We start from the raw sequence: 14,555 nt of genomic DNA on the forward strand, positions 1-14,555 counted from the left end.
AAAAAATCTATCCTCGCACAGTTTTATCGCCAGGTCTGCGGCCTGTGCGGAAAATCTGAAATGAGAGTGAATTTCACTTAAGTAAAAAATCTGTGATGTGCGGCAAAAATCGCATAACCAGGAGGATTCCCCAGGCCAAATTACCATCATTCCGATATTGACATCTGCCATGAGCTGTCAAACTCAGCGTGTACAACAGGCATATAGCCAGAAAGAACACTCCGGAGGTAGTTATGGCAGACTTTACTATGTCGAAGCCGATTTTCAGCACCCGACAACCTAAGACCTCCACGGCAGGAAATATCGCATACGCTCTGTTTGTGCTGTTCTGCTTCTGGGCAGGATCACAGCTGCTGAACATCCTTGTGCATGCGCCTGGCGTGTATGAACACCTGATGCAGGTGGAAGACACTGGTCGCCCGCGCGTGGAGATTGGGCTGGGCGTCGGTACCGTCTTCGGGCTGATCCCGTTCCTGGTCGGTCTGGTGGTGTTGGGCGCCATTGCCCTGGTAGTGCGCTGGCGCCGCTACCGTTAATTCAGCGCCATACACTTCGCCCGGCGGTCGTCAACGCGCTGGGCAAACCAGGCGGTGGTCAGATTACGGGTGATTTTCGGGCTCTCAAGCTGGATCCCCGGCAGCATCGCCTTCGGTAATGTCTTGCCGCTCTTCTGCTCCGCCAGTTTATACACCTGCTGATAAAGCTCGGTTTTCTCAAACGCCAGACTGTCGCCTTTCGCCAGCTGCTGGTGGATCTCAGTGTCGCTCATCCCCAGCTTGCCTTTCAGCTTGCGCACCGCGAGTTCGGTCTTGCCGGCCTCGCTGCTGCCATAGACGATCAGATCGCCGTCCAGCGCCAGCTTCACCCCGCTGACGCGGCTGACTGCGTTCTGGAAAGCCGCATTGCGACTGGCATACCAGCCGGCGTTAAAGTCAGCAAAGCGGTAGAGCGGCACCTCATAGTTGGCGGGATAGTTCAGCAGGTGGTAAGTGCCGAACCACAGCCCGCCGCGCAGGGAGAAGACCTCCTGGCGCACCGTATTTTCTATTTTCCACGGGTAGCCGTCGGTGTGCTTTTCTGCAAAGGCGATACTCACCTGCATTGGCCCGCCGGTATGAACCGGGTTCAGGGAGCCAAACAGGGTCTGCCCCATTGGCACCGTCCCGATCATATCGTCGAAGATGGCGCTGAGCTGTTTCTCGGTTTTCACCGTATCCAGCCGCTCGCTGTAGCTTTTGCCGTTCGGCGAGGTAATTTTCAGCGCGGTGTGGACCAGAAACGCTGGGACGTGCAGCTTCTCGGCCCGGCGGTCAATCTCTTTCCAGGCGATCTTGTTCAGCCCCGGCACCACCGGATCGGACTGATACATCGACTCCTGCTGCGCCACCGCCAGCACCGAGCAGATATTCTCCTCGGTAGGGGCAATCTTCTGGCTCTCAAAGGTTTTCGCCAGCGCCGAGGCCCACTGGTCCCGGTCTTTCACCGTGGCGGGCATTTTTTGCCGCACCACGCTCGCCACATCCACAGGCTTCTCACCTTTTTTGAGCGGAGCAGCCCCTTTTTCGGCACAGCCCGCCAGCACAAAGGCAGCGAGCAAGGACAGCGGTAACGCACGCGGTACGGTAAAAGACATAACAACTCCCTGTATTAACTCAACGTATGGGTCACTTCCTGCAGATCCTGACCATCCAGCTCACGTTCGAAACTGCGTAAACGTTTATAAATGGACATCAGCTCCACCAGCGTGGTCCATGAACTGATCAGATACTGGAACGAACCCCGTACCTGACCAAACACGTTGGTGATCTGCGTCATCAGACCCAGGGTGATAGTACCGGCCACAATCGACGGGAACAGCAGGAACAAGCCGAAAACGTTATCCACCTGCAGATAAAGGATGCGGGCGATGTTGAAATACATGTAGTGGAAATAGAGGCGGAAATAGTTGCGACGCACCGCGCCGAACAGCTCGCGCACCGTCGGCGGCGAGGCTCGACTGGCATCGTCTTCGCCATAGACCAGCTCTTTACGGTAGGCCGCCTCGACGCGCTGGTTTTTGAACTCCAGCCCCGGGAGCTTGATCCCCACCACCGCCAGCAGGCCGGTACCGATCAGCGACCAGACAATCGCGGCGATCACCAGACCGTACGGCAGATGGCCGACAATCGGCAGATCCGGCACGTGAGCCGACAGCGTCACCAGCACCGGCAGGAAGGCGATCAGCGTCATAATGGCGTTAATAAAGCTGACCCCCATGTCCTCCAGGGTGGTGGCAAAGCGCATGGTGTCTTCCTGCACACGCTGGGCGGCACCTTCGATATGACGCAGCTGCTGCCAGTGGGCCATATAGTATTCGTTCATCGCGGTACGCCAGCGGAACACGTAGTGGCTGACAAAGAAGTTATTCATCACGCCAATAATAACGGCGATCAACGCGATCCCGAGGAACACGCCCACTTCGTGATAGAACTGGTTAATGGTGACCTTATGCGGCGCGCTGAGGGCGGTCTGGATCAGATCATAAAACGGGGCATACCAGGCGTTGACCGCCACCCCGACCTCCACCAGAAACCAGGTGACGAAGATGATCAGCGAGGTGCCGAGAATCGACCAGTACTGCCAGCGGTGCGGCGAGTAGATAAACCAGAACAGGGCGAAAACCCCGACGCAGAATGCATAGTAAGCATAAAAGAGCAGATAGTCCGGCGACCAGAAACGCGCCGCGCTGATGGGCACATCTCCTGTGGCACCGATCAGGCGCGCAAACCCGTCACCGCCACCGGCCTGCCAGAAAATGACAGCGATCAGAGCCCAAATAAAGGCCGAAAGGAAAAAGGGTCCCGGTTTGGGGAAAAACGACTTAAACATAACGCTTCCTTCTTGTAGTTATCGCTACTGCTGTGGACGACGGATTATCAGACCTGTCGGCCTGGTTTTAGTTCGCCGTCAACCGCCACCTGCGCGGAAAGTAAATGAACCTGACGGGTATCATAAGCGCAATGTCACAAAACATGAGATCGGTAATAGCGAAATTGTTTGTATTTACCCATGGTTACGTTTTTCACGCTATCGTTATGCTGTTCAGGCCTTTGCAATACGCCGTTTAGTAGTATAAATACGCATACTTTTTCATTCACTTCATGGATGCTTTCGTTGAAACGTAGTCTGTTACTCTCCGCCGCGCTGTATGCGGCCACCCTCACCTGCGTGCAGGCTGCCCCTGCCCAGCCGATTGCCGATCCGGCCTTTGCTTCGGATGTGGTCGATCGCTATGCGAATCATATTTTTTACGGCAGCGGCGCAACGGGGATGGCCCTGGTGGCGATTGACGGCAACCAGCGCGTATTCCGCAGCTTTGGCGAAACGCGTCCGGGAAACAATGTCCATCCGCAGCTCGACTCAGTGATCCGCATTGCCTCCCTGACCAAATTAATGACCAGTGAGATGCTGGTGAAGTTGCTCGATCAGGGTGTGGTGAAGCTGAACGATCCGTTAAGCAAATACGCCCCGCCGGGCGCCCGGGTGCCAACTTATCAGGGCGCGCCAATTACGCTCGTCAACCTTGCCACCCACACCAGCGCCCTGCCGCGCGAACAGCCGGGCGGCGCCGCGCATCGTCCGGTGTTTGTCTGGCCAACCCGGGATCAACGCTGGAACTGGTTATCAACGGCGACCCTGAAATCGGCGCCAGGTTCGCAGGCCGCCTACTCAAACCTGGCGTTCGATCTGCTGGCCGATGCGCTGGGCACCGCCGCGGGTAAACCTTATGCTCAGCTGTTCGACGAGCAAATCGCCCGTCCGCTGGGGATGAAAGACACCACCTTTACCCCCTCACCCGATCAGTGCAAGCGTCTGATGATAGCGGAGAAAGGGGCCAGCCCGTGTAACAACACGCTGGCGGCAGTGGGCAGCGGCGGGGTTTACTCCACGCCGGGCGACATGATGCGCTGGATGCAGCAGTTCCTCACCTCTGATTTCTATGCACGCAGCAATCAGGCCGACAGAATGCAGACCCTGATTTATCAGCGCAGCCAGTTAACGCGGGTGATCGGCATGGATGTGCCGGGCCGCGCGGACGCGCTGGGCCTCGGCTGGGTCTATATGGCACCGAAAAACGGTCGTCCGGGCATTATCCAGAAAACCGGCGGCGGCGGTGGATTCATCACCTATATGGCGATGATCCCGCAATCTAACGTGGGTGTGTTCGTGGTGGTGACCCGCTCGCCGCTCACACGCTTCGTCAATATGAGCGACGGCGTGAACCAGCTGGTGACTGAGCTGAGCGAGAACAAGCCGCGGGCGATCCCCGCGTCCTTAGACTAATATTCAGCGGGCAAACGGTTGACGCTAACCAGTTTGCCCCTGTCCATGGTGATGTAGTTCCCCTGCCGTAACGCTGCCAGCACCTCAGCCACCACCGAACGCGAAATGCGCGTGCGACGCTGAATGTAGCTCATCACCCCTACCCGCATACGTAACGACTCTTCCCACTGGGCCATATCCAGCAGCGTGGCGCGGATCTGGCTGTAGGAGTTGTTGCCGACCAGCTGCTTATCGCGGATCTCCATCACCCGGTGGTGCCAGGAGAGCCAGCAGAACGCATCACACCATAAACCGGCCTGTTGGATAAGTTGGCGGGCGCTGGCGGCGGGAAGATAGAACCCGGAACAGGGAGATTGCGTCACCAGCAGGTACTCGGTGCTGCAGCCCATCATGCCCGCGTTTATTCCGAAGATGTAGGGCGCGGCGATCATTTCAACCAGCAGATCATCCTGCTGACGGTGAATACTGAGCGATCCTGACTGCAGCACAACTGTGTAGTGATTTTCTTCATTGCGCTCTCCCAGCAGCGGAAGCTGGGCAGACAGTTTGAACGGCGTGCTGTGCGCAGAGAGGCACTTTTCGAGCCGGGAGAATTCAGAAATGGGTTTGGCATACCGGTTCATGCAGATCTCAAACCATCCTTAACTGACGCTAAAAAGCGGGGAGGCATGCCTCCCCGCATCAGGCGTGTTACCAGGTGTATTTCACACCCAGGTTGGCGCCCCAGTTTTGATCCACGTCACCACCACCGAGGTAAGTGGCATCAGTGTAAGCACTGAAGTTTTTAGTGAAGCTAAACTGTGTACCCAGGCCTACCCGCACCGCGGAACCTTTCACACCGTTATCGATGTTGTCACCGTTCACTTTGGCATCTTCACCGGCATCGTCGTAGACATAAGCCAGTTTGAAGAACGGTGTCAGCGCCTGATCGTCGCCGTAACCGATGGTGTAGCCCGCGTCGAAACCGGCTTCATAACGCATGCTGTCGTAAGACTGGCTGCCTACGCGCAGTTTGTTGCTCAGACGGTAATCGTCGCCAGACTGGAACAGACCGGAGATGGCAGCATACGGGGTAAGGTAACCGGCATCGTTCGGTTTCCAGTCGTATCCCAGTTTCAGCCCAAAGCCCCAGGCGTCGGTCGTGGTGTTGCCATCGACGTATTCGCCATTGCTCATGTTGGCAGAGAGATCGTTATTGAAGCGTGAGTAGCTCAGGGAGCTGTCGATGAAGACATCGTTAGCAAAGCGCGCTGCGGAGTAGAGCATTGCGGTCTGGCTGTCCTGATCCACCTGGCCACTGCGATCGTTCATATCGCCTTTGGCAAAGCCCGCGGCCGCACCGAAGATCCAGTCGGCGTTGTTGCCATCAATATGGGTATCGAGACCCACCATGATGCCGCTGACGTCCTGATCGTAGTGGATAGTGCCGTTATCGCCGTCGAAATTACCGCCGAAGACGTTCACCCATGCGCCACCGTTGTCGGTCAGGCCGTGACGGCTGTTGGTCAGACGGTTAGCCAGCGCATCCTGCTGCAGATGCCAGATGTTGGTGTTAGCAGACGGAATGCTCAGCGCCATGTTGGCGTAATCGGTCAGGCGCTTCTGATTCAGCACCACGGTGTCACCCTGCTGCTGAGCCTGATAGGTATAAGCCCCGAGATCCGCTTTGTTGGCCGCGGTGAAGCTGGCCTGGGTATCCGCGTTGTTATCGTAAATGCGGACGATCTCTTTGTTTTTGTAGTCGGCAACGGAACCGGTGCCGGTGGCGTTATCCAGACGAACTTTGTAGTTGCCGGACACTTCACCGTTCACCGCCAGGTGACCATCCGAATTCAGCGCGATTGTCCCGAAGTCGTACTCTGCCTGGTGGATATCGTTGGTGACGTAGCGAGCGTTGTTCAGATCGGAATTGAACACGTAGTCGCGGCTGCCAACGTTCAGTACGCCGCCGTCGGTCAGCACCAGTTTGTGGGTGTCGACCTGGCCCAGACCCAGCGCCAGCTCTGCACGGTTATCCACGGTAATGGTGTTGGCATACAGCTCTGCCGTTTCCTGAGTCAGGGTGGTCAGGCTGGAACTGTCGAGATACAGGCTGTCGGTTGCCACGCCACCGGTATCACCGATATTCATGGTTGAGGCGTTGGTCAGCGTGATGCTGTCGGCCAGCAGGCTGGAGTTCTCAACGTTCACCTGCGAACGGTTGTTGACGGTCAGGGTATCGATGTTGGACTGTTTACGGGTATCCCACTCGGAACCGTTATCCAGCGTGACGTTGAACAGGCCGCTCTGATAAACCTGATTGCCCACCAGATGACCGTTGCTGTTGAAGGTCGATTCCGGCCAGATGCTGTTTGGCACCAGGCTACGCCAGTCGACGCTGCTGTAGCCCAGACCATACATCTGAGATGGGGTGATCATCTCGACGTTAGAGACTGCCGCACCTACCCACTTACTGCGGTTGGTGAGCGTCAGATCCAGCTTGTCGGTGCCGTCCCAGCCGTTGGTGGTTGGGTTGTAGACGCCGTCAGCGGTGGTGTCGGTGGCAGGATCGCCAGTCGGGTAGAAGTTGTTATCGAAGGTGCTGGTGAACAGCACATCGCCGGTCAGGGTGGAGTGATCGAAGTTCGCCGTGGTGCGCATGGCGTTATCTGCACTGCCTGCGGTGACAATCAGTGCCGCATCGTCAGCGCCGGTAGCGCGGCTTTCGCCGTAATCGCTTGGTTTTGCCGACTGGCCATAGAAGCCGCTGGTGCCCAGATCGCTATAGGCGCCGGAGGTGACGACGGAATCCTTCACCTGCAGGGTGTTAGTGAAGACATGGCTGTTATCTTCAATGCCGGTGGTGGAATCATAAGGGGTGTTATCCAGCTGGTGATAACCCTGCGTCAGGGTGATCCCGGCGATGCGGGAGTTATTCTGGATAACGATGTCAGATTCAACGTCGAGGGTAATCGCGTTGCCCAGCGCGTGAGTATCCCAGTAGTGGGTAGTGGTCGTGGAGCCGCTCACCACGTCGTAAGCGTAATGCTCATAGGTATCATTGACGGTGGTGTTGTCCAGGGTCAGTGCGAAACGATCGTACTGCTGATGCGTCGTACCGTCGGCGTTCAGACCGCCCGCGCATTCGGTGGTCATGCACTCAGAAGTGATCATCCCGTTGATGGTGCTGTTGGAGATCGACAGGGCATTGGCACGGCCGCCCGCGCCATCATCCAGGTAATAGGTTGAGATCACGCCGTTTACAGTCGACTTATTGATGACAGGATAGATATCGCCATCGTGCGTCGCACTGGAGTAATTCCAGTCGGTATATCCGTTATACAAGGCCGAGGTGGCGGTATTATCGTAACCAAAGGTGTTGTAAGTGCTACCAGAAATATCTTTTGCATTGGCCTGAGAAGCGATAGCCAGCGTGCAGGCTAATGCAAGTTGAGATACAACAAGTTTCTTTTTCCATGTTTGCATTGGGTCATCCCTCCTCAGGGACGTAAGCAAGTTTGTCCGTAAATACAGTGCAAATATATTGCGAGGAGAATTATGCAGCCTCAAAACAAAATGGTTCAATGAATCCATCAATTATGTCCGGAAACAGACAGAATAATATAAATACTTTTTGAAATATTTAAAATAATAAAAAACACAATACATATCACGCACTTAAATTCATTCGAAACTAAAGACATGAAAGGTGAAAGATCATTGAAGGTTATAAAACAAAAGGCAATGAGACATAAAATAAATAAGTCACAAGACGCAAGTAAAAAAAGAATCCCACGAGATTAGGATGTTGCCTGGGCTGGATATATTGTTGGCACAGATTTAACTGGCGTAAATAAAGCGTAAACTTATTTCAGCCGATAAAATGAAAACCGGGGAATAATGTCAGGCGACCATGCCCTGCATTCTGCAGGCTAAACGACAACTTTAGTAAAACAGACATCGGGCATTTCGGGTACACTGACCCTCTTTGATTCACACTCGTCAGGCATATCATGAACGATTTAATTGCTCGTCCCCGTCGTCTGCGCAAATCCCCGGCTCTGCGCGCGCTTTTTGAAGAGACAACACTGACCTTAAACGATCTGGTGTTGCCGATTTTTGTTGAAGAAGAGATTGATGACTACAAAGCCATCGACGCCATGCCGGGCGTAATGCGTATTCCGGAGAAACACCTGGCGCGCGAAATTGAGCGCATCGCCAACGCAGGTATTCGGTCGATCATGACCTTCGGCATCTCCCACCATACCGACGCCACCGGCAGCGATGCCTGGAAAGAGGACGGGCTGGTGGCACGCATGTCGCGCATCGCCAAAGACACAGTGCCCGAGATGATCGTCATGTCCGACACCTGCTTCTGCGAATACACCTCCCACGGCCACTGCGGCGTGCTATGCGATCATGGCGTGGATAACGACGCGACCCTGCTGAACCTCGGCAAACAGGCGGTGGTGGCGGCTGCTGCAGGCGCGGACTTTATCGCCCCGTCAGCCGCAATGGACGGCCAGGTGCAAGCCATTCGTCAGGCGCTGGACGCGGCGGGCTTCACCGACACGGCGATCATGTCCTACTCCACCAAATTCGCCTCCTCCTTCTACGGTCCGTTCCGTGAAGCGGCGGGCACCGCGCTGAAAGGCGATCGCAAAACCTACCAGATGAACCCGCTGAACCGCCGGGAAGCGATCCGCGAATCGCTGCTCGACGAAGCCCAGGGTGCCGACTGCCTGATGGTGAAACCGGCTGGTGCCTATCTGGACATCCTGCGTGATATCCGCGAGCGCACCGACCTGCCGCTGGGTGCCTATCAGGTGAGCGGTGAGTACGCGATGATCAAATTCGCCGCCCAGGCGGGGGCGATCGACGAAGAGAAAGTGATCCTCGAAAGCCTGGGGGCGATCAAACGCGCGGGCGCGGATCTGATCTTCAGCTACTTCGCGCTGGATCTGGCCGAGAAGAAAATTCTGCGTTAATCCGTAGGGCCGGGTGGCGGTTTCGCCTGATCCGGCCTACATACAAGCTTCACTCCGCTGCAATACAACCGACATCTGGCGCTTCTACTGTCTGAGCAGGACAGCAGGAGGTGCCATCATGTTTAGTCTCGACAGCGTTCTGGATGACCTTTGGCCGCAGGCGAGGCCTGCCCCCTGGCAAAAAAGGCTGTTAAAGAAATTATTCCACGAAGAGGAGTTCCGGCAGTTTGCCGCCGACCACCGCCACCTGAAAGGGCTGGATATGGTGGAACAGGTTCTGGAACATCTCGATATCCTCTGCACCATTCCGGCTCACGACCTCGAACAGATCCCCGCTAACGGCCCGCTGATTGTTATGGCCAACCACCCCACCGGTACGCTGGACGGGCTGGCGCTGCTGTATGCCGTCTCCCGCGTGCGCCGGGATGTGAAAGTCGTGACCAACCGCATGCTGACGCATCTGGAGCCGCTGAGTTCGCTGTTTATTCCGGTAGACAATATGGGCGGGCGGACGGCGAAATCCTCGTTCACCCTGATGGAGCAGCACCTGCAAAATGCCGGCGTGCTGATCTTCTTCCCGGCGGGGGAAGTCTCCCGCCCGACGCGCACCGGGATCCGCGATAAAAAGTGGCAACCCGGCTTTATCAAGCTGGCGGGCAAATTCCGCGCGCCGCTGCTGCCGGTAAATATCCACGCCCGCAACAGCCTGCTGTTCTATGCCAGCACCCTGCTCTCCCCGAACCTGTCGATGCTGCTGCTGATGCAGCAGATGTTCCGTCGTCGCCACAGCCGCCTGCCGGTGAAAATCGGTCAGCAGATCGGCTGGAACCACTGGTTTAGCCCCACGCTCTCCGCCCGGGAGATGGCTGAGCAGTGCCGCCAGCACGTGCTGCGTCTCGGCAAGGGGTTGCCGGGGGTGTTCAAAACCGAATCCGCCATTGCCCGTGCGGAAGACCGCGCCACCCTGAAGCGCGAGCTGGCACAGGCGGAGTCTCTGGGCACCACCGCCGATGGCAAAACCATCTATCTGTGGCAGCGCAACGGCCAGGAAGACGCGCCGATCCTGCGCGAGCTGGGGCGACTGCGGGAGATCGCCTTTCGCGCGGTGGGGGAAGGCAGCGGCAAGCGCCGGGACACCGACAGCTTTGATGATGACTATCTGCACCTGATTTTGTGGGATGACGAGGATCTGGAGATCGTCGGTGCCTACCGCTTTATTCCTACGGCGATGCGGGAGCCGGAGGCGCTCTACAGCTACAGCCTGTTCCACTACGACGATAAAATGCAGGACATCCTCGAACAGGGCATTGAGCTGGGGCGCAGCTTTATTCAGCCGCGCTACTGGGGACGGCGCGGGCTGGACTATCTGTGGTCCGGGATTGGTGCCTACCTGGCGCGCTATCCGCACTATCGCTACCTGTTCGGACCTGTGTCGATCTCCGGCGGACTACCGCCCGCGGCGCGGGATCTGCTGGTGGCCTTCTACCGGCTGTGGTTCCCGGCACCCCATCCGCTGGCCGCCTCGCGACGCCCTTATCCCGCCTCGTTACCCGAGGTGCTGGCACAGTTTAGTGGGGAGGATTATGTAGAGGATCTGACCCGGCTGAAATCGCTGCTCGGCAATCTGGGATGCGGCATCCCGCCGCTTTATAAACAGTATTCCGAACTGTGCGAGCCCGGCGGCGTGCAGTTTATTGATTTCGGCAGCGACCCGGCGTTTAACAACTGCGTGGACGGGCTGGTGCTGGTGGACTTGTGTTATCTGAAGGCCAACCGTTATCAGCGGTATATCGAGGCACATTTGTAACGCCCGGTGGCGGCTACGCCTTACCGGGCCTACGGGGACAGGTGTCATGGGGCACGATAAAACGGCTTATCCCCCAATATCGTCGCCCGCTGCATAATCCGCCGCTGCGGCAGGTAATCGGCATTGGCGTAATGCTGCGTCACCCGGTTATCCCAGATCGCCAGATCGTTCTCCTGCCAGCGCCAGCGCACCTGGAACTCCGGCTTAGTGATATGGGCAAACAGGAACCCCAGCAGCGCCTCGCTCTCTTTCTCGCTCAGATCCACAATCCGCGTGGTGAAGCCTTCGTTAACGAACAGCGCCTGCTTGCCGGTCACCGGATGGGTACGCACCACCGGATGCAAAAGCGGCGGATGTTTCGCCACGGCTTCCAGCCAGCGCTGATGCTCCTCTTCCGTTTTACGGTATTTGTACTCCTGGAAGGACTTTTTGAAATCATGCTCCGCCCGCAGGCCGCTTAGCAGCTGCTGGATCGGGGCGGATAACGCCTCAAACGCCGCGATGCCGCTGGCCCACAGGGTGTCACCCCCGCTCTCCGGCAGCTGTTTGGCGGCAAGGATCGCCCCCGCAGGCGGGGTCTCAATAAAGGTGACATCGGTGTGCCAGTTGTCGTTGTCCGGCGGATTATCGTTGTGGGTATCCAGAACGATAATCTCCTCCACCCCCTCGGCGTGCGGATAGACCGGATGGATATGCAGATCGCCGAACCGCAGCGCCAGGGCGCGCTGCTGCTGGGGGGTGATTGCCTGCTCGCGCAGGAACACCACCTGATGACGCAGCACCGCGTGATAGAGCTGCTCGAACTGGTTATCGCTTAATGGCCGGGTCACATCGAGCCCGGAAATTTGCGCGCCAATGTATGGCCCCAACGGGGTAATGGTCAGACGTTCACTCATTGTATCTCTCCATGCCAGGGCGTCAGGCGGCGCTGTAGCGCGCGCAGCCCCAGTTCTAATCCGAAGGCGATCACGGCGATCACCGCGATCCCTGCCAGTACCACGTCCGTCGCCAGGAACTCCCCCGCCGACTGGACCATAAAGCCTAATCCGCGCGTGGCGGCGATCAGTTCAGCCGCCACCAGCGTCGACCAGCCGACCCCGAGCCCGATACGCAGCCCGGTGAGGATCTCCGGCAATGCGCCGGGTAAAATCACAAACCACAGCACCTGTGCGCGGCTGGCACCCAGCGACTGCGCCGCGCGGATCCGCACCTGCTGGGCGCTTTTAACCCCTGCCACTGCCGACATCGCCACCGGGGCAAAAATCGCGAGATAGATGAGCAGGATCTTCGAGGTCTCGCCGATGCCGAACCAGATCACCATCAGCGGCAGATAGGCCAGCGGCGGCACCGGGCGATAAAGCTCAATCAGCGGATCGAGGATCCCGCGCACCGTCGGGCTTAAGCCCATCGCGATGCCCACCGGAATACCAAGGATCACCGCCGCCAGCAGGGCCACCAGAATGCGCCCCAGGCTGGCCGCCAGATGCTGCCAGAGCGTGGCATCCATAAATCCCTGCGGACCGGCGATGGTGAAGAGTTTCACCAGCACCTGGCCCGGCGGCGGCAGAAACAGCGGGCTGACCCACTGCGCCGCCGCGACTGCCCACCATACGGCCAGCAGCACCAGCAGGGTGCTGACGCTGAGCGTCAGCTGGCGGGAGAAAGGCCAGCGCAGGGTCAGGCGTTTGCCCGCCGTTTTATCATTCACCACAATGCTCATGAGAAGGCCTCCCGCTGTTCAAACACGCGGCTCAGCACGTATTCGCGCTGGGCGATAAATTCAGGGTCAGACTTGATGCTGCGCACCGGCTCTCCCGCCACAAAGCGGCGGGCAAAGTTGAGCGGCAGACGCTCCAGCACCCGGCCCGGCCCCGGCGAGAGCAGTACCAGTTCGGTGGCCATAAACACCGCTTCTTCGATGTCATGGGTGATCAGCAGTACCTGCTTGCCGGTTTCATGCCACAGGCGCAGCAGCAGGGTTTGCATCTGTTCGCGGGTAAAGGCATCCAGCGCCCCGAAAGGTTCATCCAGCAGCAACAGCTGCGGATTCGCGGCCAGCGCCCGGGCGATGCCGACCCGCTGACGCTGGCCGCCGGAGAGCTGCCAGATAAAGCGTTTTTCCGCCCCTTCCAGGCCCACTTTTTTCAGCATCTCCCGGGCAATTGCCAGTCGTTCCTCCCGCGAAGTGCCCGCCAGCTGCAGGCCGAAGGCGACGTTCTCCTGCACGTTACGCCACGGCAGCAGCCCTTCGTTCTGGAAGACCACGCCGCGCTCCGCGCCCGGGCCTTCCACCTTTTTGCCTGCCAGTTGAATGGTTCCGTGCTGATAGGGTACAAACCCGGCGATCAGATTCAGCAGCGTGGTTTTCCCGCAGCCGGACGGGCCGAGCACCACCAGCAGCTCGCCGCTATCCAGCGTCAGGTTGATATCCTCCAGCGCAGGCTTGCTAGCGTAATCGGCGTACAGATTTGTAATATTCAGCATACGGCCCCCTTACTTCACAAAGCGGTCAGTCACGTACTGGCTGTAATCCGCCGCCACCGCGGGCACTTTGCCCTGCTCTTTCAGGAAGCCAGCGGTATCAATAATCGCTTTATTCACCGGGCCTGACAGCTGCTGCTGTTGCTGGGCGGGGGTCAGGTAGGTATTGCCTTTCACCAGCCCCGGCACGTCGGCCTCCGGCACGCCGCTCAGGCGGGCGAGTTTCTCCAGATTCTCTGGCTGTTTCAGCCAGGCATCCGGGTTGGCAATATAGGGCTGCTGGGCATCGATGGCGCTTTTGGCGAAAGCTTTCACAATCTCAGGGTGCTTCTCGGCAAAGTCTTTACGCACGACCCAGACGTCGAGGGTTGGCGCGCCCCACTGGCCCACCTGGGCGGAGTCGGTCAGCACGCTGCCGTCTTTTTCCAGCTCGTTTACCGCAGGGGACCAGACGTAGGCTCCGTCAATATCGCCACGCTGCCAGGCGGCGATAATGGCCGGGGGCTGCAGGTTGATGATTTCCACCTGCCCCGGCTTGATGTTCCAGTGTTTCAGGGCGGCGAGCAGGCTGTAATGCGTGGTGGAGATAAAAGGCACCGCGATGCGTTTGCCGATCAGATCTTCGGGCTTAGTGATGTTTTTCTTCACCACCAGCGCTTCGGAATTGCCAAGCTGCGAAGCCAGCAGGAAAACTTCGATGGGCACCTGTTGGCTGGCAGCGACCGCCAGCGGGCTGGAGCCGAGGTTGCCAATCTGCACGTCGCCGGAGGCCAGGGCCCGCACGATGCTCGCCCCGCTGTCGAACTTACGCCAGTCGACTTTCGCGCCGCTCGCTTTCTCGAAAGTTTTATCCGCCTGCGCCACTTTGGCGGGCTCAGCGGAAGTTTGATACGCGACGGTGACATCCACCGCCTGCGCCTGGAATGCCCACAGCGCCAGCGCGCCGAGTAAAGTGATACGCGATGAAATAGCCATAA

12 protein-coding genes are annotated in these 14,555 nt (G+C 58.0%); 4 read left to right on the forward strand and 8 right to left on the reverse strand.

Annotated elements, in window-relative coordinates:
- Positions 1–233 precede the first annotated feature (233 nt).
- Positions 234–536 (forward strand): DUF2755 family protein, encoded by a 303-nt coding sequence (locus tag WFO70_RS12030; protein WP_337016366.1) that lies wholly within the window; start codon positions 234–236, stop codon positions 534–536.
- Here the strand turns inward: WFO70_RS12030 and WFO70_RS12035 are convergent.
- Together WFO70_RS12035 and sbmA are read right to left on the reverse strand one after the other, a co-directional pair.
- Positions 533–1,633 carry a DUF1615 domain-containing protein gene (locus tag WFO70_RS12035; protein WP_337016368.1) on the reverse strand — a complete coding sequence of 367 codons (1,101 nt, stop codon included), beginning with the start codon at positions 1,631–1,633 and terminating at the stop codon, positions 533–535. The two genes, WFO70_RS12030 and WFO70_RS12035, sit on opposite strands and share 4 nt — an antisense overlap.
- A 14-nt stretch (positions 1,634–1,647) precedes the next feature.
- Positions 1,648–2,868: a peptide antibiotic transporter SbmA gene (gene sbmA, locus WFO70_RS12040; protein WP_337016370.1), complete on the reverse strand. Its 1,221-nt coding sequence runs from the start codon at positions 2,866–2,868 to the stop codon at positions 1,648–1,650.
- Between the two features lie 285 nt (positions 2,869–3,153).
- On the opposite strand from sbmA, the gene ampH reads away from it, so the two are divergent.
- The gene (gene ampH / locus WFO70_RS12045; protein WP_337016372.1) at positions 3,154–4,323 is read left to right on the forward strand and encodes a D-alanyl-D-alanine-carboxypeptidase/endopeptidase AmpH; all 1,170 of its coding nucleotides are present in this window, start codon (positions 3,154–3,156) and stop codon (positions 4,321–4,323) included.
- Here the strand turns inward: ampH and WFO70_RS12050 are convergent.
- Both WFO70_RS12050 and WFO70_RS12055 read right to left on the reverse strand, forming a co-directional pair.
- On the reverse strand, positions 4,320–4,946 hold the full coding sequence (locus tag WFO70_RS12050) for a helix-turn-helix domain-containing protein (RefSeq protein WP_337016374.1): 627 nt from the start codon (positions 4,944–4,946) through the stop codon (positions 4,320–4,322). The genes ampH and WFO70_RS12050 overlap by 4 nt on opposite strands.
- Positions 4,947–5,013: 67 nt before the next feature.
- The gene (locus tag WFO70_RS12055) at positions 5,014–7,788 is read right to left on the reverse strand and encodes an autotransporter outer membrane beta-barrel domain-containing protein (RefSeq protein WP_337016376.1); all 2,775 of its coding nucleotides are present in this window, start codon (positions 7,786–7,788) and stop codon (positions 5,014–5,016) included.
- Between the two features lie 527 nt (positions 7,789–8,315).
- Between WFO70_RS12055 and hemB the strand changes: the two genes are divergently transcribed.
- Both hemB and WFO70_RS12065 read left to right on the forward strand, forming a co-directional pair.
- Positions 8,316–9,290: a porphobilinogen synthase gene (gene hemB / locus WFO70_RS12060; RefSeq protein ID WP_337016378.1), complete on the forward strand. Its 975-nt coding sequence runs from the start codon at positions 8,316–8,318 to the stop codon at positions 9,288–9,290.
- A 118-nt stretch (positions 9,291–9,408) separates the two neighbouring features.
- Positions 9,409–11,097: a lysophospholipid acyltransferase family protein gene (locus WFO70_RS12065; protein WP_337016380.1), complete on the forward strand. Its 1,689-nt coding sequence runs from the start codon at positions 9,409–9,411 to the stop codon at positions 11,095–11,097.
- A gap of 44 nt (positions 11,098–11,141) precedes the next feature.
- On the opposite strand, the gene tauD is transcribed toward WFO70_RS12065, so the two are convergent.
- From tauD to tauA, 4 genes are read right to left on the reverse strand one after another with little or no spacing between them, the layout of a single operon-like run.
- On the reverse strand, positions 11,142–11,993 hold the full coding sequence (tauD, locus tag WFO70_RS12070; RefSeq protein ID WP_337016382.1) for a taurine dioxygenase: 852 nt from the start codon (positions 11,991–11,993) through the stop codon (positions 11,142–11,144).
- Positions 11,990–12,817: a taurine ABC transporter permease TauC gene (gene tauC / locus WFO70_RS12075; protein ID WP_337016384.1), complete on the reverse strand. Its 828-nt coding sequence runs from the start codon at positions 12,815–12,817 to the stop codon at positions 11,990–11,992. Before tauC ends, tauD begins: the two co-directional genes overlap by 4 nt.
- Positions 12,814–13,581, reverse strand: coding sequence for a taurine ABC transporter ATP-binding subunit (gene tauB / locus WFO70_RS12080; protein WP_337016386.1), 768 nt, complete (start codon positions 13,579–13,581; stop codon positions 12,814–12,816). The genes tauC and tauB overlap by 4 nt, the downstream gene beginning before the upstream one ends.
- A 9-nt stretch (positions 13,582–13,590) precedes the next feature.
- A complete protein-coding gene (gene tauA, locus WFO70_RS12085; protein WP_337016388.1) occupies positions 13,591–14,553 on the reverse strand; it encodes a taurine ABC transporter substrate-binding protein in 963 nt (320 codons plus the stop codon).
- Positions 14,554–14,555: the final 2 nt, after the last annotated feature.

The organism is Leclercia sp. AS011, from assembly GCF_037152535.1.
Lineage (GTDB): Bacteria > Pseudomonadota > Gammaproteobacteria > Enterobacterales > Enterobacteriaceae > Enterobacter.

Coding starts and splice junctions, on each gene's coding strand:
- WFO70_RS12030 (WP_337016366.1), top strand. CDS start 234: ATGGCAGACTTTACTATGTCGAAGCCGATTTTCAGCACCCGACAACCT.
- WFO70_RS12035 (WP_337016368.1), bottom strand. CDS start 1,633: ATGTCTTTTACCGTACCGCGTGCGTTACCGCTGTCCTTGCTCGCTGCC.
- sbmA (WP_337016370.1), bottom strand. CDS start 2,868: ATGTTTAAGTCGTTTTTCCCCAAACCGGGACCCTTTTTCCTTTCGGCC.
- WFO70_RS12050 (WP_337016374.1), bottom strand. CDS start 4,946: ATGAACCGGTATGCCAAACCCATTTCTGAATTCTCCCGGCTCGAAAAG.
- WFO70_RS12055 (WP_337016376.1), bottom strand. CDS start 7,788: ATGCAAACATGGAAAAAGAAACTTGTTGTATCTCAACTTGCATTAGCC.
- hemB (WP_337016378.1), top strand. CDS start 8,316: ATGAACGATTTAATTGCTCGTCCCCGTCGTCTGCGCAAATCCCCGGCT.
- WFO70_RS12065 (WP_337016380.1), top strand. CDS start 9,409: ATGTTTAGTCTCGACAGCGTTCTGGATGACCTTTGGCCGCAGGCGAGG.
- tauD (WP_337016382.1), bottom strand. CDS start 11,993: ATGAGTGAACGTCTGACCATTACCCCGTTGGGGCCATACATTGGCGCG.
- tauC (WP_337016384.1), bottom strand. CDS start 12,817: ATGAGCATTGTGGTGAATGATAAAACGGCGGGCAAACGCCTGACCCTG.
- tauB (WP_337016386.1), bottom strand. CDS start 13,581: ATGCTGAATATTACAAATCTGTACGCCGATTACGCTAGCAAGCCTGCG.
- tauA (WP_337016388.1), bottom strand. CDS start 14,553: ATGGCTATTTCATCGCGTATCACTTTACTCGGCGCGCTGGCGCTGTGG.